Origin of the sequence: Sphingobacterium sp. Ag1, from assembly GCF_000988325.1 — a bacterium.
In the GTDB taxonomy this organism is placed as follows: domain Bacteria; phylum Bacteroidota; class Bacteroidia; order Sphingobacteriales; family Sphingobacteriaceae; genus Sphingobacterium.
Window position 1 is genome coordinate 46,986 of the sequence record NZ_LBGU01000018.1, and the last position, 19,500, is coordinate 66,485.

Consider the following 19,500-nt stretch of genomic DNA (forward strand, 5'->3'; position numbering starts at 1 on the left):
CGTTGTCACAATCTAATGTGATTCTTTTAATTTATTCTTTTTTACAAGCTTTTCCTTAATCCACTTCCAAGCGGCTTCTACTTTTAATTTATATTGATCAATATCAAATAGGGCGGAATCTGTTGTGGACTTGTATGTTAGAAAAGCCGCCAATGGTGTTAAGACAATAATGGCCATCCACATACCTACGGCTGACGATATAGCACCATCTTTAGCTGTTTTTTCTGCTACTGTAGAAATAATGTGATAGATGAGAAAGAAAATGATAGCCATGACCACGGGAAGACCAAGTCCACCCTTTCTGATAATGGCTCCTAGTGGAGCTCCGATTGCAAATAGTAAAAGACAGGAGACGGCTAGGGTAAATTTGCGATGCCATTCAATACGATAGCGGATATCTTTCGATTTGTAATCTTTAAATTCAAGTGTACGGCCGTTCAGATCTTCCTTTAAATAATTCAACTGGTTTAGCGCATTCATGGTAATCTGTGCCCGTTGTTCTTGGGGAACGAGATCGGTAAGCAAATTTTTAAAAGGTTTGATCTTAGCCTCTTTGACCTTTGGCTGTCCGGGTTGATTCGCGCTAAAATATTTCGAATAAATATTATATCTGGTGTCTAATGTGCGTACGATTGCTTTTCCCATACTGTCTATCTTAATATGGTTGGAATCGATGTACATGTCTAACTGTTTCAGGTTTAACATGGCATGGTGGCTCTTGAAGAGATTTTCATCAGTTTTACCTTGTTGAAAACTTCCCATATCAAACTTCTGCTCTGTTTCCTTGAACTTAAATCGCGTAAATTGCTGACGTGGATCGTAGGTTTTGGAATTTTTAGTCCGAGCTTCCTCGTAGCGGATACCATCCTTAAGTTTTAGGATCATATAATTGTTGTCAGGAGAGTTATAGATATACCCTTCTTTAGCCATAAGTACATTATTGGCTGTATTACCGCCACGGTGATCATAGATCATCAAGTCATAGAGAATTGTTCCCGCTTTGTTTTTTCCTTTGGCGCGGATCGAATAACCTGGAATGGTGTTATTAAAGATTCCGGGTTTGATGAGAAAATCTGCCTTTTTATTACGTACATCTGTAAGTAGCGTACCCATTTTTAGGTTCACTACGGGGAGAATATAGTCGGAGAACAGAAAAGAACTTGTTGCGAAAATTGCAACGAGTATAAATAGCGGGGTCATCGCTTTACGTAAAGATACGCCCGCAGCCTTGATCGCAACTAATTCATAGCTTTCACCTAGATTTCCGAAAGTCATAATGGAGGAAAGGAGCATGGATAAGGGCATTGCCATTTGGATTTGAACAACGCATTGATATCCAATTAGCTCCATGATCGTATACCATTCAAAACCTTTTCCGATCAAATCATCAATGTACTTGAATAAGAAGAGCATCAATAAGACAAACATCACAATAAAGAATGTGACGATAAACGGTTTTATGAAAGCTTGAAGAATAAGTAAATGAACTTTTTTCATCCGTGACGCAAAGCAAATTGATACCTTTACATTAAGGCATCTTCCACCTAAGGAGCTCCCGCAGGAGCCCTTAGCGGAAATATATTGCAAAGATAGGCTTTTTTATGCACCTATAACACTTTGTAGATAGACTATTGAATTTTTCCAAATTAACTTTCTATTTTCAAGGTCTTCTTCTTTAGCGTAATCAGTTATCTTAAGAGCAACATCATTTGTTAGCTCGTCTTGATCGATCTCCAGATCGAAATAATAGGGATCATCATCGAGCCATTTAAAGCGTACAGATTTATTTTCTCTCGATGCTACAATTTTTGCTCGGTGAGGTTCATCATCCCAAATGAAAGTATAAACGGTGTCTTTATAGTTTACATCATCTGCAAACCATTGTGCCAATTCGTTTGGTTCTTGCAAATACGGAAATAAAATTCTAGGTGAAGAGTTGATGATATATTCTAGTTGGAATTTTATTTTATCTGCCATAAAAATGTTTTTTTAAAATTTTAGTTTGTTTAAATCAAAAATAAGCTATATTTGCATTCCCAAAATGGCGGGGTAGCTCAGATGGTTAGAGCGTTGGATTCATAACCCAAAGGTCGGCAGTTCGATTCTGCTCCCCGCTACAAATCTCTTCCAAAATTGCTTTTTACTGCATCAACTTATTATTTGTAATAATACATATTTATTTTGTTATTGCAAGTTTTTTTGTAAAAAGTTGCCCCTGTTTTTTAATAAACATGTTGTTTTTAGGGCTATCAATTTTTTCACCTTTAGTTTCTATTTTTCAATGATAAATTTATTGAGTTAGAAATGAGTTTGTTGTATTTAATGCGGGTTTTAAATAGGCGAGAATTGGTAAAAAAATAAAAAAATCTTTTGAATTGACATACGAAGTGGTATATTTGCATACCGAAACGGCGGGGTAGCTCAGATGGTTAGAGCGTTGGATTCATAACCCAAAGGTCGGCAGTTCGATTCTGCTCCCCGCTACCAAAAGCATCAGTCTGTTAAGATTGATGCTTTTTTTATGATTGCATGTATCTCCTTTTTATCGCATTACCTCTTACCGCTGACAAGAGTACATCTATCTTTGTATTGTTTCATGGATAATATTTAAATAATGAACATAAGACCTATACTAGCCCTATTCTGCTTTTTGATCTGCCATCATGTATTTGCACAACAAGGCACAATAAGCCATGTCGTTACGCATCAACGGAAAACCATTCTGTGTGATGCACAGAATGGCGAGAATTCTTATCCGGCTTGGGGTGTATTTCCAAAAGAAAACTATCCTGTAAGAAAGATTACCATGTTCGTTACGCTGGGTAGCCCAGATAGTTTGCGGACAGCGCATTGGGACTATTTGGATCACATCGTGTTGCGTCGTAAAGGAGGGAAAAACGGACCTGTGCTAAACTATGAATTAGGAAGAATGCTCACGCCATATGGTAGTATCTACAATAAAGGATGGAGTTGGAAGTGGCAGGTCGATGTGACTGATTTTGCTCCTTTTTTAAGGGATAGTGTGGAAATTGTCTATACTCATTCTGGTTTTGAGGACAAGACTGTAGGGTGGGCACTTACTGTAGATTTTGAAATTTTATCAGGCCCACCAGTAGTTACGCCACTAGGAATAACAACACTGTGGAATAAAGCCTATAGCTATGGGGACGCCAATGAGAAGATAGAGGAGCATCTGTTGCCGATAACATATACCTTGAGTCCGGGAGCAGCATTGAGCCGAATACGTATTCAGCATACGGGGCATGGTATGGATAAACCACGTGGCTGTAGCGAATTCTGTAGCCGATGGCGTGAATTGACCTTAGATGGAAAAACTGTAGACAAACGTGATATGTGGAAGAAATGTGGTGGTAATCCGCTTTATCCGCAGGGTGGAACCTGGGTACATGACCGCGCATATTGGTGCCCTGGAGATTTGCAGCAGCCTGATTTTATTGATGTATTTACTAAAGTTGGAACTCATCAAGTTGCTTTGCAGATGGAGCCCTATACAGCGACAGATAATGTACAGGCTGTCGAAAATATATCCGCTTACTTGTTTCAATATTCAGCTCCCAAACAAAAAGTAGATGTCGCAGTCGAGTCAATAATGGTTCCAAGTGATGAACAGCGTTTTTCTCGATTAAACCCGGCAAGCGCTGTCCCAAGAATCTCTTTCAGAAATTTAGGTGCTGACCCGATTCGATCCCTAGAAATTGTTTATGGCACGAAAGGATTTCCTGTCAGAACTTTTCATTGGAAAGGTAATCTCTCTTTTAACCAAGTAGCAGAAGTTATACTACCTGGAGAAATTCAGGAAAAAGATCAGGAGAATGTATTTATGGTGTCACTTCTAAAACCTAATGGGAAGTCGGATGCCTGGCCTCTGGACAATAAGGCGGAAAGCATTTTTACCGCGCTGCAGAAATTTCCAACTGACTTTGTTCTGGAGTTTATGACCAATAATAAGCCTGCGGATAATCGTATATTTCTAATTAATGCCAAGCAGGATACGGTCTTTCGTAAGAACGGCTCTCAACTGGATGCGGTAACGATGTATAGAGATACTTTACACCTTAGTGAGGGAAATCACTCACTCTCTTTGGTTGATACCGCAGGTAATGGACTGCAGTTTTGGGCACAGCCTGAAAATGGTGATGGCCATTTACGGATCTTCGATCTGAAAGGAAACCTTATTCATGCTTTTGAAAGCGATTGTGGAAATGGCGAAATGTTTAGTTTCAATGCCAAACGTGGTTTTGAGATGAACACAACGTCAACGCAATATGCCTTCTCACTTTATCCAAGGTCGGTTGTGGATAAAACGCAACTGAGCGTAGTGTCCAATAAACCGAATGAGATGACTGTCCTTTTTATGGTTGATGGCGTTTTGTGGCAAAAACACGAATACAGATCCATTCAACAGGCTGTCCTGAATTATGATGTGAGTCATTTACCTTCGGGAAGAATAATCGTAGAAGTTTTGATGGATGGTATTAGCCGATTTAAAGGACGGATAAATAAAAGATAACCGGATAAAAGAAAAAAGCACAGCAATTTTGTGCTTAGATTTTGAAGAATTTGATAAAAAAAGCTCCATTATGGAGCTTTTTTTATCTGTTTAATCAATTGTCGTCGTAAGCTACCCCTTTCCAGTCTTCTCGCTGTAAGTACTTCAGCATTAAAAAGAAAATGAACCATGCAAGTCCAGCTAAGATCCAAATTAGCGTTTCATAGTGGAAAATGGTTTTATGTAAGTATCCCAAAAGACCCAACAGACCTAATATCAGTAGATTAGTTATTGCCTTTGAATTGGATTGACTAGCCTTCGAAAACGGATAGCTTTTGACAATAAAAAGCATAATCAGAATACTTTCGATACCGCCAATAGCGGAAGATAATAGCAGATCATTAATAGAACTGAGACCAAATAGCGGTACGCAGATAGAAAGAAACAGAATGTTGAACGGTACAACATATTTGATAAGACATGCTTTAAGAACTCCAGTCATCAGTTGTCCCGGTTTTTGTATGGGAGTCACATGGTAGACCCAGGCCGCTTTATATTTATTGCTTTGCGTAATAAGCTGGAAAACGGTTAGTATGGTTAATAACGAAAGATAAAACATAATGATATACAAGCCTGAATCACGAAGCTTCGCTATTTTTCCAGCTATTGGGAGATCATCTCCTGAACGTAGAAATAAAAAAACAAAATAAATAGGTAGATAAGCCAACGAAGGGTATAGCTGTTGCTTAAATTCTCTTGTTTTGGAACTTATGAGCCATACAATGCCAAATCCAGCCTCTTCAATGGGGGATGTGCAAACGTTCGAAGAGATCCTTTTATATAGCGGTAATTTGGACGGGTTATCTCGCGTTAATTGTGATTTCTCACTAGGTAGGTTATCGGCACTTGCCAGCGCGGCTATTTTTGCATTAAATCCACGTGAAAACAACTTAGTACAAGCATAGATACCAGCAAGAGGAGTTAGTATTCCCAGTATTGATAAGATGACCATATGTACACTGTGGTTGCCAAAGAGTAATGGTTGAAATGATGCAATCCAGGTACTTGGGAATATCCAAAGAAATCTGAGTTGTTCCATCGTTAAATGAGATTCTACAATAGATTGAATCAAATTAGGGCCAACATAATAGGAGAGGAAAAGAACCAGTGAGAGACCGATCTGTATATAAGTAATTACATCTTTAAACTTTTGTATGGGGAGATATTTGATGCTAATCAGATAAAATCCGTTGACAAATATCAGCGCGATCAATGTGCTTAGTATAAGCTGCAGACATAAAAGAAGGACGGAGACGATATCCCAATTGAAAGATACATAAATAAGCACAGGTAAGGTCAACGCAATTACTTGATTAAAAAGCTTGATTGCAATAAAAGTTATTCGGGAAATAGCTAAAGTCTTATCATTAACTGGTCTGGGCATAATGATATACTGATCCCGAGTATCTAATAGTATGGGCGAAAAATCGGACACCAGTGTAATACTTAACATGCTAATGAAACTGAGTAGCATGATCGAAATGGCTAAGTATCTATCTGGAATCGACAAAATAATGACCATGAATATCAGGCCAAAGATGAGATACAATAAGAATTGTAAAATCGATGACGAAGAAGATGATTTTCCGGAGCTGCGTTTCCGAAAGCTAATAGGCTTTCGGTTATCTAAGATTATTTTGGTTTCTAAGATGATCTTAAACTGTTCATAATTGATGCCTAAGCCTTTCCAAACCCCACGAAAAAGAAGGATAAATTTTAAGATAAATTTTTCCATGTTATTGAATTGCTGTAATGATATTGGAAGCGTCTAATGCACTGCTGCCCGTATTGGTTAGTTTAGCAAATATATGCTCCAATGATTCGTTTGGATCTGTTTTTAGTTCCTCAATCGTGCCATCCGCAATGATGCTCCCCTGGTTTATCAGTAAAATCCGATCAGACACTTTTTCAACAACGTCCATCATATGTGAACAATAGAAAATTGTTTTCCCTTCTTTTGCAAGTAATGAGATAAGTTCTTTAACAAAGATAACGGCATTGGCATCAAGTCCGGATAAGGGTTCATCCAGGACGATAATTTGTGGGTTATGAATAATTCCTGAAATCAAAAGTACTTTTTGGCGCATTCCCTTAGAGAAGGTATCCATCCTATTATTTGAATTAGATTCAAGGCCAAAGGCTGCTAAAAGTTTTAGGGAACGTTCTAAAATGACTTTATCTTCCATCCCATAGAGTTTACCTACAAAATCCAAGTATTCCACGGGGGTCAGGACATCATATAATTCTGCGTTTTCGGGAACATATCCCAATAATGCTTTTACTGCAAGTGGATCTTCTTGAATATTGATGCCATTAATTGCTACAGTGCCTGTGAAATCCTCGATAAGTCCTGTTAATATTTTAACGGTAGTGGATTTGCCGGCACCATTTGGACCAATATAACCGATAACTTGGCCTGGGAATATGTCAAGGTTGATTCCTTTCAATATTTCTTTTTCTCCGTATGATTTTTTTAGGTCAACAATCCGGATGAGAGGTAATATACTTTCCATATGATTATAGTCTTCAACGTAAACTTACATAAAAAAATGGAGTTATAGTTTCGAATTGAAAAGTAGGTGCTTTGTAATTTTGAGAAGAAGGCCTTTATTTTAATCCATGGAAAAGGGGCCTTTCCAGCCCCTTAAAATTATGTTATTTTCAGAAAAACTACCTGTCGTTTTTCGGATATCCCTCTTCATCGAGATCATCTCTCAAATCTTCTTCGTTCTGGGCTAATTTCTTGTCTAAGGGGGATAAGCGCTCATGATCAAAAGTCTCGATTCGCATGTTAGCATTATCTAGATCTTCCTCTTCGAGTTCACCTTGTGTTGCATACTCATCCCCGACAAATGGATTGGAATCATCGTATGTTGAATCATCATCAATTGCACCCTCAGCTACTGTATCGTAGTCAGCTGGGTGATCATAGTCTGGATCATTGTCATCAACATCCATTTCATAACTGTCAAGCTCTTCATTAAAAGCTAGATCCTGCTCTTTGTCTGGATAGTCTTCTTCGACTTTCCCATTTTTACGTTCTTTTTTCGACATAATCCTACTCATGTTATTCATTTTTAAAACAGTTCTCAAAAAAAAAAGTTTTGGATTTATTCGGCAAAACGGTTATTCCAAAGGTGTAAAGAGGTCAAGGGGGCGAATATCTTTTGGAAAGATAAAAACACAAAAAATGATTAAAGCCGCAAAACAATGTAATTATATGTTTGTTTTATCTTAAAATGGGAATTATGATCTTCAAGCGCTTAAATTATCAGACTTTACAGAGTTTACGCCTACAGGGCTACAATATTTTATTGACCATTGGTCGAGCTGAAGATGAAAATCCAATTTATTTCCCAATGAAATTGGATTCTTTTAATTCCAGTAGCTCAAATTTTGAAAGTGATGTTACTGCGAGCTTTCAAGGAAAGAAGTTTCTAATTTTGGATGAGGCTATTCAACGCTCCTTAAATCATGATCTTAATGGTATAATCCAGCTTGAGAATTAAGTACTATTTTTAGCTCTTTTGTAAGAGCTAGGCGTAATATTTCTTTTTTTCTTGTAGAAATTGGTCAGGTGACTTTCATCATTAAATCCTAGTTCCTCCACAATTTGTTTCATTGTGTATCTGTTGGATGTTAATCTCTCCTCAACCAGTTTAATACGAATATCGTCTATATATACCTTGTAGCTTTTTGAATATTTTTTTTTAAAAAATGCCCCAAAATAATTTGCTGAAATCTGGAATTGATCTGCAATCGACTTAATTTGTAACTTATCCGGGAAATAAATATTTTGTTGGACGTATTGCTCGATCTCTTGAGACATTTCATAAGACTCGTTAATGCGTAGCTCTAGGTCCTTCAATATATTTTCGACTAAAGCGAAAAGCGACATGATTTGGTGGAATATAAAAATTGATGCTGCTGCATCTTCACTTTCATATTGTTGAATGAGAGATATAACCCGCTCAATTAGTTTTTTATTTTCCTTTTTAAGCGATAAGCTCTTATTTAATAAAGTCTTCGAATTGAAGATATCAACCGGGTTATGAGAAAGTCTGAAATTTTGCTGTATAAAGTGCAGGTCTTTAAAATAGGAGTTCGAGAAGTAGAGTACAAAGGCTATTGAATCTTTTTTTGTCTCAAGTGTTTCGAAATCTCTATTCAAAAAAAGTAAATTCTCTTTTGAAAATTTTAAGTTATTCTCTTTTGATACGAGTGTGCCTTCCGATATATAGACTAATGCAAAATCAAAAGCCGTTTTAGTTAGTTCTAATTTTTGTTTGTGTTTGATTTTTTGAAATTCGAAAGATAAATTCATCATATGTACAGCCCTATTGGAAAAGAATCGCTACAAACCTAAGAAAAATGGATTAAAGACCTTACTATTTCCTCTTTTAAATCTATATGTAATACAGTTGCGTATTTCCCATAAAATATAAATCATTCGTTGTTTTAAACGATTATCAGGTGCTTTTTGCATTTCTGGTCATCTTTTCAATAGCATCCCATTGATCTTCAGGAATAATATCCAATCCATTGAACTCTCCAGCCCCTTTAAGCCACTCTCCGCCATCTATCGTGATAACATCCCCATTAATATAACTGGCATAATCGGATATCAGATAGGCTGCGAGGTTGGCCAATTCCTCCAGTTTGCCCAGGCGGCCTAGTGGGATACGTTTGGTAGGTGAGAGAAGTTCGCCTAATTCACCCGGAAGTAGCCGTTCCATAGCACCTGAAGTTTGGAATGGGCCCGGAGCTATAGCATTGAGTCTTATCCCTTTTTTTCCCCATTCAACAGCTAGCGATCGGGTTAATGCAAGAACTCCGGCTTTAGCTGTTGCGGAAGGAACAACGTAGCCCGATCCCGTCCAAGCATAGGTTGTGACGATACTTAGTATCGCTTTATTATGTTCGTTGGCTTCAATCCATCGCTTGCCCAGTGCTAGGGTATAATTTATACTCCCTTGGAGAACGATACCAATAACAGATTCGAAGGCTCGATGGCTTAAACGTTCTGTAGGGGAGATAAAATTTCCAGCGGCATTGTTTATGAGGATGTCTATCCCCCCCAAATGTTCATATCCATAGGAAACGATGCGTTCGACATCTTCATAATTACGGACGTCCCCAGCTACGGCAAGGCATTTTGTCTGATGTTTTTCCGACAATTCGTTTGCTGTATGTTGAATAACATCATCTTTGCGGCTTGTGATCAGGCAAGAAGCGCCAAGCTCAAGAAAGTAATCTGTCATGGCTTTTCCCAGACCTGTACCACCCCCTGTGATCAAAATTCGTTTTCCTTTTAACGCGTTTTCTTTTAACATGCCCATATGCTGTCCAGTTTTTATGTATCCTTAAGTTACACAAATTTGGGATAAAATAAAAGCCACGATGGAGCAGAGAAAAATAGTGGGAGACTAATGGAGGTAGATGGATAAACAAAAAACGGGAGCTATTCATCGAATAGCTCCCGTTTTAAAAATTTCCATTCTGAAGGGAACGGAGGTATGCTTATGCGCCTAATTGTACGCGTTTGAAAGCAGTTACAGTCAATCCTTTAGAAACTGAATCCAAGAATTGAGCGATGTTTTTAGAAGAGTCTTTTACAAATTCTTGGTTTAACAAAGTTGTATCTTTGAAGAATTTGTTCAATTTACCTTGAGCGATTTTCTCAGCCATTTCAGCAGGTTTGCCTTCAGCGATGATTTGCTCTTTAGCAATAGCAATTTCACGCTCGATTGTGTTTTGATCAACACCATCTTTGTCAATTGCAATTGGGTTCATTGCGGCAATTTGCATTGCTACATCTTTACCAGCTTCTTCAGCTCCAGAAGCATCAGCAGAAAGACCTACTAACACACCTAAGCGGTAGTTACCGTGAATATAAGCGATAACTTTTTCAGCTGTGATAGTTTCGTATTTAGAAACGTCAATTTTCTCACCAATTACGCCAGTTTGCTCGATTAAAGAATCAGCGATGTTTTTACCATCAAGTTCTAAACCTTTTAATTCTTCCAAAGAAGCAGGTTTATTGTTTAATGCAAGATCTGCGATTTTTTCAGCGAAAGCTACGAAGTCTGCGTTTTTAGCTACGAAGTCAGTTTCACAGTTAACTTCAACTACGATACCTGATTTACCATCAGCGGTAGCTTTAGCGATGATAACACCTTCGTTAGAGTCGCGATCTTGACGGCTAGCAGCTACTTTAGCGCCTTTTTTACGCAAGTAATCTACAGCAGCTTCAAAGTCACCATTAGACTCAACTAAAGCTTTTTTACAATCCATCATACCAGCGCCAGTTTGTTGACGCAATTTGTTTACATCTGATGCAGAAATTTGTACTGACATGTTTATTTCTTTTTATTATTATTTACGACTGAAATTTGTACAATATTAACTTAAAACATGTTAAGCTAATATGAAGTTTAACATTACTTGATAAAGGAGTCTTGTTAAACCAAAAAACCGGACAGAGAGGCTAGTTCAAGAAAAGTAAACTTTTCCAGAAACTAACGCTACGCCATCCGGTTTGGAATAAAAATATTATTCTCCGTCTTTCGCTTTGCGAGGACGTTTAGCTTCTGAAGCATCACCATTATCAGCTTTTGCTTTAGCAGCAGCAGCATCTTTTTCAGCTTCTTCTTCTTTGTCGCGTTTGCGCTCGTCCAAACCTTCTTGGATTGCTTGACCAATGATACCGGCGATTAAGCTAATAGATTTACTAGCGTCATCATTTGCTGGGATTGGAAAATCAATGTTTGAAGGGTCAGAGTTTGTATCTACCATTGCAAAAGTAGGGATGTTCAATTTCATTGCTTCAGAAACAGCGATGTGTTCTTTTTTCACATCGATGATGAATAAAGCAGCTGGTAAACGGTTCAAATCAGCGATACCTCCTAAAAGGTTTTCCAATTTGATACGCTCACGTTGAATCATTAACTTCTCTTTTTTAGACAATACATCATATGTACCATCTTTTTGCATTTTGTCAATGTTAGACATTTTTTTGATAGACTTACGCACAGTAGCGAAGTTTGTAAGCATACCTCCTAACCAACGCTCAGTTACAAAAGGCATATTAACCTCTTTTGCTTGTTGTGCGATGATCTCTTTTGCTTGTTTTTTCGTAGCTACGAATAAAACTTTGCGACCTGATTTTACGATTTGTTTGATAGCTGAAGCAGCTTCTTCTAATTTCGTAAGAGTTTTGTTCAAGTCAATGATGTGGATACCGTTACGTTCCATGAAAATGTACTTAGCCATTTTCGGATCCCATTTACGTGTAAGGTGACCAAAGTGCACACCTGCATCCAATAAATCTTGATAAGTAGTTCTTGCCATTTTTTGATCCTCCTTTGATTAACGTTTACTGAATTGGAATCTTCTACGAGCTTTACGACGTCCTGGTTTCTTACGTTCAACCATACGGTCATCACGTGTTACTAAACCTTTAGCGCGTAATGCAGGTTTAACTTCTGGGTTAAGTTCAACCAAAGCTTTTGCGATCGCTAAGCGAACAGCCTCTGCTTGACCTTTAACACCACCTCCGTTAACGTTTACTTTTACATCAAAGTTTGCTAATTCACCAGCTACATTCAATGATTGTGTAGCGATGTATTGCAAAGGTAATGTTGGGAAATACTCTTTAAAGTCTTTACCGTTTATGATAATGTTTCCGCTACCAGCAGTTAAGTAAATGCGGGCAACAGCAGTTTTTCTTCTTCCTGAAGTGTTAGTTGTTGACATGACGATTCTCCTTAAAATTTAACTGGTTTTGGATTTTGTGCTTCATGCTTGTGCTCAGTACCAGCATAAACGTAAAGGTTTTTAAACAATTGACGACCTAAACGGTTTTTAGGAAGCATACCACGAACAGCTTTTTCAATAATGCGTTCAGGAAATTTAGCCATTAACTCTTTAGGAGACACGAAACGTTGACCACCTGGATATCCAGTGTAGCGTACGTAAACTTTGTCGCCTAATTTGTTTCCTGTCAATTTAATTTTGTCTGCATTGATAACAATCACGTTATCTCCACAGTCTACGTGTGGGGTGAATGTAGGCTTATGCTTACCACGAATTACTTTCGCGATGTTGCTCGCCAAACGCCCCAAAATCTCTCCTTCAGCGTCAACAACGATCCACTCTTTGTTAACGGTGTTCTTGTTGGCAGAGACAGTTTTGTAACTTAACGTATTCACTTGCTTTTGTTTAAATAATTTATTAAAAAATTTTTCTTCCCCTTATCTCAAGGGTCTGCAAAGGTACATCTATTATTCTATATTTTAAAATCTATTTTGCTTATTTTGTTGAAAACGAGTTGAATTTCAAACGAGCCCCACTAATCTCAATATTTTTACAACTTCCTCGAATGAATATTGTTACATTAGTTAGTATATTGCAGGAAGAATTTTTAAATTATTATAGCGGAAGTAGATGAGATTGAATTTTTTAGATAGACGTTTTTTTTTAAGTTTTATTGGTCTATTCGTAATAGCACTAGGCTCATTAAAGGCACAATCTTCGGATAAAAAGCCTAAACCTTACGATGCGCGAGTCAAAAACGTACAGGAAATATTGAAGCAAGGAAAAATTGGCCCTGGGATGGATTCTTTGGATGCCATACTCGCAGATTACCCACAAGCTGATGATATCTATTTTACAAAGGCAATCCTTCTTGCACAGATGAGAAATCAAGATGGAGCAATCGAAGCCATAAAAGAAGCATTGAATATTCAGTCTAAACCTGAATATCTAAGTTTTGCTGTAGATGCGTTTAAAAGTAAAAATGATGCGGATAGTGCTTTAATCTATCTCGATAAGTTGATAGATCAAGATGACAATAATACAGCCTCACTAAAACGGGAGCGTATCATGCTCCTTTTCAATGGTGGGTACAAGGATGTGGCTTTGGAGTATTTCTATAAAACCAAAGAGATGGCAGTCGCTTCCGATACATTGGACATGGTCGGTAGCGTATTGTTAAATGATGCTGGTAATTATAAAGCGGTCATTGATCTTTTGAAGCCCTGGGCAGACAAAGGGACTTCTTTGGCTCAGGTCTACGGTCAATTGGCGCAGGCTTATAATCTTTCTAAAAATTCAAAACTTGCATTGGATTATATCAATAAAGGAATTCAGACCACAAACGAGGATTTTCTTTATTTCGATTTGGCTGATCTCTATCGATTCGATAAAAAGGTAAAATTATCTTTCGATGCACTTAAACAAGGATTTCAATCTAAGAAAGTTGATTTTGCAGATAAAAATCGGATTATAATGACCTTATTGAATCCGAAAGGCCCCTATACAAAAGACCAGCTTTTGGAATTGGTCAATATCTTGGTTGAAGTTCATCCGCGTATTGCGGAAAGCCATATGGCGAAGGGACAAGTGTTATGGTTGAGAGACGATAAGTCTGCTGCTCAAAGTTCGCTAGCAGTAGCAGTGAGTATGAACCCTTATCAAATTGATGCTTGGCGTATGTTGATGAGTTTGGATATGGACAAAGGTGAATTTGATCAAGCCATAGCACATGGAGGGGAGGCGCTACACTATGTGTCCAATAATGCAACCATACTCTATTTTACAAGCATGGCGTATTTGATGAAGAAAGACATGGAGAATAGTCGGAAGTTTATGGAAGCTGCACTTAATAATGCACAGGAAGAATCGCCTTTTCTGCAAGCAAATATTTATGGCGGATTAGGTGATATTTATAATTCACTTAAGATGTACAAAGCCTCGGATGCGGCTTACATCGAAGCTATTCGATTGGATAGTACAAATGTGACGGCCATGAACAATTTAGCATACTATTTGTCGTTAAGAAAAGAACGGCTTGATGAAGCTACAAAGTATGCCGCAATGGCGACGAAATTGCAGCCCAATAATGGAACTTTTGAGGATACCTATGCTTGGGTACTTTTTGCAAATGGAAAATACGATGATGCGCTAGTATGGATTCAAAAAGCGTTGAAAAACACAAATCCGCAAACGTCGGTATTGCTGGAACACTATGGCGACATTCTAATTAAGTTAGGGAAAACAACTGATGCCGTTAAGCAGTGGAACCTGGCTTTAGAGAAGGGGGCTGATACAGAGGAGAGTAAGCTGAAATTGAAAAAGAAGATTGAGACTAAAAGTTATGTGGAATAGAATTGTTTGGGTTGGAGCTGTGGTATTGCTGCTTTCTTCTTGTAGCTCTAAGAAGAAGCTACTAAAAGGTGCTGACCTTAAAGCTGAAAATGAGTTGACCATAAAAGATAATACGAGGGAGGCAAAGAAAAATAGCTTACGTAATCTTTTTTTGACCAATTTAAACTATGCTACTTTTTCTGGAAAAGCAAAAATGCGTCTCGATCTTGGTAAGGACAATTATGACGTCACTTCTACTATTCGGATAGAGAAAGATAAAAGAATCTGGATTTCCATCTCTGCTACACTGGGGATAGAGGTGGCCCGGGTATTGATAACTCCAGACAGCGTACAGATCTTAAATAAATTTCAAAGCGAATATATGGTTAAGCCATTTGACTATCTATATCGTTTTGCCAGTCCGGATTTAACTTTCGGAAACCTACAGGATTTGTTGCTTGCCAATCTTTCTGTGAATCTATTATCCGATATTGATCAGGTTAATTTTAAACAGGATTCGATTTCTGTCCAGTTAGATGGCAAACTGAATGAACTGGATTTTTTATATAAGTTGAATAATAACAATAGGCCTTATCAATTTAGATTAGCGCAACTTTCAAAGAAACAGTTGCTAGAAGCCAATTACGGTGAATATGCCATGGCTTCTGGTCAGGAATTTCCGATGCTTTTAAAAATGATCATTTCTGATGGTCGTCAAGAGATAAAAACAGAGATAAATTTTAACAAAGTGACTTTTAATGAACCAGTCGAAATGCCTTTTTCAGTATCGTCACGTTATAAAGTAATCCGATGAGAAGCTGTCTATTTCCTTTAGATTTATTACTTTCGCAATTAGTTTGCTAAAGTACTGCGTGAATTGATAGGATAGAAAGATGGCAAACACAAAAAAAATAGTACTGTAAATGAACTTTAAAAAGACAATACTTGGTATAGCTGCTTTCCTATTCATGATTGGGATTTCATCGGCGCAGACTAGAGCTGAACTTGAAAAACAGCGCGAAAAACTCAATCGCGAAATTGCTGAATTACAAAATACGGTCAAAGAGATTGCAAAGGAAAAATCACTTACCCAACAGCAAGTGACAGCATTGAGTAAGCAGATTAATTTGCGTGAGCAGAAGATAAATACCATTACTTCGGAAGTTGCTGTAATTAACAAACATATCAATGCCAATACCGCTGCCGTAAATAAGTTGAAGGCTGAATTGGAGAAGATGAAACGTGACTATGAGAAGATGGTGATGTTTGCGTTCAGAAACCGAAATGCCTATAATAAATTGATGTTTATTTTTGCATCCAAGGATTTTAATCAGGGGTTCCGACGGGTTAAGTACTTACAACAGTTTAACGATTCTAGAAAGCTGAAAGCTGCCGATATCGAAAATACCAAGAAACAGATTGAACAAAAAATAGCTCAATTACAGGCGGACCGAAACAAACAGGTTGCCTTGATGAAGGAGCAAGAGAATGAGAAAAGAACTATATCTCAACAGCGATCTGTTTATTCCGGACAATTGAGTGAATTGATTGTTACAGAGCGCGGGGTGAAGAAAGATATTACCCAAAAGCAAAAAGAGGAGCGTCGTATTAATGCGGCTATTAAAGAGATCATTAGGAGAGAAATTGAGGCTGAACGTAGGCGCGCTGAGGCGGCGCGTCGTGCTGCAGAAGCCGCTGCCGAACGGAATCGTAAAGCGAACGAATCTACATCAAATACAAAGGGTAAAAATAATACAAGTTCGAAAGGCAGTAATACTACGCGAAAATCAGATTCTGAAGTCTTACGTAGTACTCCGGAAGCAGTCAAACTTTCAAATGACTTCAGATCCAACCGAGGTAGTTTGCCTTGGCCTGTTTCTAATGCGAAGATTATGCAAGAGTTTGGTTCAGAAAGTGTCGGTAGAAATGTCAATTGGGATCATGAAACTGTCAAAATACAAACATCAAGCGGTTCGGCCGTGAAAGCAGTATTTAATGGAGAAGTTTTGAGTATCGTATCGATGATGGGGCAGCGTATTGTCATGATTAAACATGGTGAATACTTTACTGTTTATATGAATTTGGCTGGTGTAAGTGTTTCAAAAGGACAAAAAGTAAGTACGGGACAGACGATAGGGACGGCCGATGTGGATTCCGACACGGGAGTTCCGATGGTAGAATTTTCTGTACTACAAGGAACAACACCACTGAATCCGATGTCGTGGTTGGCGAGATAAGAAATAATTACTATATTTAATAATTATCATTACATTTGTAAAGAGAGCGAAAAGTTTTAGTTTAAAAGAATTGAAAAACAAGAAATTATAGTTATGTCAACATCATTATTAATCATGGGAATCGGGGGGCAAGAGTTAATTGTCATTGTAGTAATATTGTTACTATTATTTGGTGGCAAGAAGATTCCTGAATTGATGCGCGGATTGGGTAAAGGAGTGAAGGAATTTAAAGAAGGCCAAAAAGATGAGTCTTCACCTGAAAAAAAATCTGAAGTAGAAGATAACAAATAAGGGGAGTTTTGATCCCATATAACATAGATACGATTTTGTGAGGAACAAAATCGTATTTTGTTTTATACTCAACCTATGGCCAATAGGCTGAAAACCATTTTTATACTAAAATCCATTTCTAAACGTTTAGATTATTGTTGATTTTTCAGCAGATCAATCAAACTCGGATTTAACAGTAAATTTATGATCGGAAAACAGACGTTAATTTCAATACTAGGAGGGGTGTGCTATATGCTACCACTCATGGCCCAAGAAAGCGCTGTAGAAGGCATGAAAGAAGCCGCCCACACCTTCTTTCAAAAAAGCATCGAAAAAGAAAAACAAGAGATTTATCAGTATCTGGACAGTATAAAATCTTCCGGAAGTAACCGACAGCATGATGCTGAAATTACAGATGAAGATATACAGCTTGTACGGAAACTAAAGGCAATAGAACGTGAGGTTCCGTTGGACTACTCACCACGAGTGAAAGATCTGATTGCCAAATACACGTCGGATAATTATAATCCCTATATGTGTAGGATGATGGGACTAGGACAATACTATTTCCCATTGTTTGATAAAATCATGGATGAAGTAGGAGTGCCACGTGAACTCAAATATCTAAGTGTAGTCGAATCATCATTAAACCCGCGCGATATTTCTAGTGCTGGAGCAACTGGCCTATGGCAATTAATGTATTATGAAGCCAAAACTTATCATCTTACGGTGGACAGTTATACCGATCAGCGTATGGATCCGATAGCTTCAAGTTATGTTATCGCAAAAATCTTAAAAGAGGCTTATGATGAATATGGTGATTGGCTGTTAGCGATAGCATCCTATAATGGCGGTAGAGGAGCGGTTAGCCGTGCGATCCAACGCTCGGGAAAAGAGAATGCTACTTTTTGGGATATCGCACCATATCTGACACAACAGACCCAAAACTATATCCCTAAGTTTATAGCGATGACCTATGCGATGAAATATGCAGAAGAAAATGACATCAGTGCTGCGGATACCGAACTTTCACTAAGAACTCAGGCATTGGATATCAATAAGCGAATTTCATTGAACCAGATAGCGGATGCTTTACAGGTGTCCAAAGAGACATTACACGCGCTGAATCCTAGTTTTAAAAGAAATGTATTAAATGGTACTGAAGAGTCTCCATTGCGATTAGTTTTACCTGTATCAGATAAAAAGATTGCCGCAGAGGAATTGTATGCAGCGCTCAATACGCCAATATCTTCGGTAAATCCTAGTCAAGCAGAAAATCTAAGTGAGCCTCTACAAAATGGGAAATACAAAGTGAAAGTCGGTGAGACATTCGCTTCCATTGCTGACAAGTTTGAAGTAACTGTACAGGATATAAAATCTTGGAATAACCTGCGTGGAAATCAAATTGTCCCGGGACAAAACTTATTGATAAAAAAGGAGGATGATTTCGTTAATGCGAAGTTAGCTCGTAATACAGAAAGGTCTTCAAAGAAGAGTCAACAGCGGACTGTTAATGCTTCGCGTACCGCTTACTATGTCGTGAAGAAAGGTGATACATTATCTGAGATCGCAGATAAAAATGGTACATCAGTCGGTCGACTTAAAAGTGAAAATGATTTAAATGGAAGTCGGATAAAACCGGGGATGAAATTGAAAGTATCAAAAAAATAACAGCATGGTTTAAATTAACCATGCTGCATCTTCTTCTTTGTCAAATTCTTCAAGAGTAACGGTAACGTGTTCTCTTAATATCGTCGAAAGCTTCGTACCATAGTAGTCACTAAATATAGGGAACTTATGGTGGCTTCTATCAATTAATACAGCCGTCCTCATTTTCTTCAATGGAACGTTCAAAAATACCCCCAATCCGTAAGCTAAGGCTCTACCACTATTCAACACATCATCAACCAAGATAATCGTCTTGTCTTTTGCAATATCAACGGGTATGTCTGTACTTGCACTCAACGATCTGCTCGTTTTCTTCATGGTAACTTTAATCAGCAGGATCTCCTTCGTTGAAATCTCCCGTAAAATCGCTTGAAGGCGTTGTGCAAATACATAACCCCGGTCAGCAATTCCTACTAATACAAGTGTATCATCTTCAAAATTGTCTTCCAAAATTTGATAGGCAATCCGAATAGATTTTTGTTTTATTTGTTCTTTATTTAAGATGAGTGTTTTCTTTGAAGACATAATAGTATTCCAATGATTATAGGGTAAAAATAGGATATTATATTGTATAAAAAAAGTCCAAAACGAGTTAAACGCTTTGGACTT

General features: G+C 37.8%; 19 protein-coding genes and 2 tRNA genes. 9 read left to right on the forward strand and 12 right to left on the reverse strand.

Annotated features, from left to right (window positions below; genetic code table 11):
- Nucleotides 1-12 precede the first annotated feature (12 nt).
- Together AAW12_RS02155 and AAW12_RS02160 are read right to left on the reverse strand one after the other, a co-directional pair.
- Nucleotides 13-1,497, reverse strand: coding sequence for an LptF/LptG family permease (locus tag AAW12_RS02155; RefSeq protein ID WP_046671983.1), 1,485 nt, complete (start codon nt 1,495-1,497; stop codon nt 13-15).
- 102 nt (nt 1,498-1,599) lie between these two features.
- Nucleotides 1,600-1,977, reverse strand: a complete 378-nt coding sequence (locus AAW12_RS02160; RefSeq protein WP_046671984.1) for an START-like domain-containing protein — start codon at nt 1,975-1,977, stop codon at nt 1,600-1,602.
- A 66-nt stretch (nt 1,978-2,043) separates the two neighbouring features.
- Between AAW12_RS02160 and AAW12_RS02165 the strand changes: the two genes are divergently transcribed.
- From AAW12_RS02165 to AAW12_RS02175, 3 genes are all read left to right on the forward strand, one after another.
- Nucleotides 2,044-2,117: transfer RNA gene (locus AAW12_RS02165), tRNA-Met, on the forward strand.
- 293 nt (nt 2,118-2,410) lie between these two features.
- Nucleotides 2,411-2,487 (forward strand) — tRNA-Met (locus AAW12_RS02170).
- Between the two features lie 127 nt (nt 2,488-2,614).
- Nucleotides 2,615-4,531: a peptide-N-glycosidase F-related protein gene (locus AAW12_RS02175; RefSeq protein WP_053003493.1), complete on the forward strand. Its 1,917-nt coding sequence runs from the start codon at nt 2,615-2,617 to the stop codon at nt 4,529-4,531.
- A gap of 94 nt (nt 4,532-4,625) precedes the next feature.
- Here the strand turns inward: AAW12_RS02175 and AAW12_RS02180 are convergent, their stop codons facing one another.
- The 3 genes from AAW12_RS02180 to AAW12_RS02190 all read right to left on the reverse strand — a co-directional run bounded on the left by AAW12_RS02180 (nt 4,626) and on the right by AAW12_RS02190 (nt 7,636).
- Nucleotides 4,626-6,305 (reverse strand): hypothetical protein, encoded by a 1,680-nt coding sequence (locus tag AAW12_RS02180; RefSeq protein ID WP_046671985.1) that lies wholly within the window; start codon nt 6,303-6,305, stop codon nt 4,626-4,628.
- 1 nt (nt 6,306) lies between these two features.
- Entirely contained in the window at nt 6,307-7,083 is a 777-nt protein-coding gene (locus tag AAW12_RS02185; protein ID WP_046671986.1) for an ABC transporter ATP-binding protein, read from the reverse strand.
- 157 nt (nt 7,084-7,240) lie between these two features.
- Nucleotides 7,241-7,636 carry a hypothetical protein gene (locus tag AAW12_RS02190; RefSeq protein WP_156167505.1) on the reverse strand — a complete coding sequence of 132 codons (396 nt, stop codon included), beginning with the start codon at nt 7,634-7,636 and terminating at the stop codon, nt 7,241-7,243.
- Nucleotides 7,637-7,818: 182 nt separating this feature from the next.
- Here AAW12_RS02190 and AAW12_RS02195 point away from each other — a divergent pair, with 182 nt between their 5' ends.
- Complete coding sequence (locus AAW12_RS02195) at nt 7,819-8,079, forward strand: hypothetical protein (RefSeq protein WP_156167507.1); 261 nt, start codon at nt 7,819-7,821, stop codon at nt 8,077-8,079.
- Here AAW12_RS02195 and AAW12_RS02200 read toward each other — a convergent pair.
- The 6 genes from AAW12_RS02200 to rplM form a co-directional block, all read right to left on the reverse strand.
- Nucleotides 8,076-8,897 (reverse strand): helix-turn-helix domain-containing protein, encoded by an 822-nt coding sequence (locus tag AAW12_RS02200; RefSeq protein ID WP_046671988.1) that lies wholly within the window; start codon nt 8,895-8,897, stop codon nt 8,076-8,078. The genes AAW12_RS02195 and AAW12_RS02200 overlap by 4 nt on opposite strands.
- A gap of 142 nt (nt 8,898-9,039) precedes the next feature.
- Complete coding sequence (locus tag AAW12_RS02205; protein ID WP_084823046.1) at nt 9,040-9,903, reverse strand: SDR family oxidoreductase; 864 nt, start codon at nt 9,901-9,903, stop codon at nt 9,040-9,042.
- 187 nt (nt 9,904-10,090) lie between these two features.
- Entirely contained in the window at nt 10,091-10,927 is an 837-nt protein-coding gene (gene tsf, locus AAW12_RS02210; RefSeq protein ID WP_046671990.1) for a translation elongation factor Ts, read from the reverse strand.
- A 195-nt stretch (nt 10,928-11,122) separates the two neighbouring features.
- Complete coding sequence (gene rpsB / locus AAW12_RS02215; protein WP_046671991.1) at nt 11,123-11,920, reverse strand: 30S ribosomal protein S2; 798 nt, start codon at nt 11,918-11,920, stop codon at nt 11,123-11,125.
- Nucleotides 11,921-11,938: 18 nt separating this feature from the next.
- Nucleotides 11,939-12,325, reverse strand: a complete 387-nt coding sequence (gene rpsI / locus AAW12_RS02220; protein ID WP_046671992.1) for a 30S ribosomal protein S9 — start codon at nt 12,323-12,325, stop codon at nt 11,939-11,941.
- Nucleotides 12,326-12,336: 11 nt separating this feature from the next.
- A complete protein-coding gene (gene rplM, locus AAW12_RS02225) occupies nt 12,337-12,780 on the reverse strand; it encodes a 50S ribosomal protein L13 (RefSeq protein WP_046671993.1) in 444 nt (147 codons plus the stop codon).
- A 235-nt stretch (nt 12,781-13,015) separates the two neighbouring features.
- Here rplM and AAW12_RS02230 point away from each other — a divergent pair, with 235 nt between their 5' ends.
- From AAW12_RS02230 to AAW12_RS02250, 5 genes are all read left to right on the forward strand, one after another.
- Entirely contained in the window at nt 13,016-14,737 is a 1,722-nt protein-coding gene (locus AAW12_RS02230; RefSeq protein ID WP_053003495.1) for a tetratricopeptide repeat protein, read from the forward strand.
- Nucleotides 14,727-15,530 carry a DUF4292 domain-containing protein gene (locus AAW12_RS02235; protein ID WP_046671994.1) on the forward strand — a complete coding sequence of 268 codons (804 nt, stop codon included), beginning with the start codon at nt 14,727-14,729 and terminating at the stop codon, nt 15,528-15,530. Before AAW12_RS02230 ends, AAW12_RS02235 begins: the two co-directional genes overlap by 11 nt.
- Before the next feature lie 109 nt (nt 15,531-15,639).
- A complete protein-coding gene (locus AAW12_RS02240; protein WP_046671995.1) occupies nt 15,640-16,953 on the forward strand; it encodes a murein hydrolase activator EnvC family protein in 1,314 nt (437 codons plus the stop codon).
- A 93-nt stretch (nt 16,954-17,046) separates the two neighbouring features.
- Nucleotides 17,047-17,244 carry a twin-arginine translocase TatA/TatE family subunit gene (gene tatA / locus AAW12_RS02245; protein ID WP_046671996.1) on the forward strand — a complete coding sequence of 66 codons (198 nt, stop codon included), beginning with the start codon at nt 17,047-17,049 and terminating at the stop codon, nt 17,242-17,244.
- Nucleotides 17,245-17,427: 183 nt separating this feature from the next.
- Nucleotides 17,428-18,894, forward strand: coding sequence for a LysM peptidoglycan-binding domain-containing protein (locus AAW12_RS02250; RefSeq protein WP_084823043.1), 1,467 nt, complete (start codon nt 17,428-17,430; stop codon nt 18,892-18,894).
- Between the two features lie 9 nt (nt 18,895-18,903).
- Here AAW12_RS02250 and AAW12_RS02255 read toward each other — a convergent pair whose 3' ends face one another.
- Complete coding sequence (locus AAW12_RS02255) at nt 18,904-19,416, reverse strand: phosphoribosyltransferase family protein (RefSeq protein WP_046671998.1); 513 nt, start codon at nt 19,414-19,416, stop codon at nt 18,904-18,906.
- Nucleotides 19,417-19,500 lie beyond the last annotated feature (84 nt).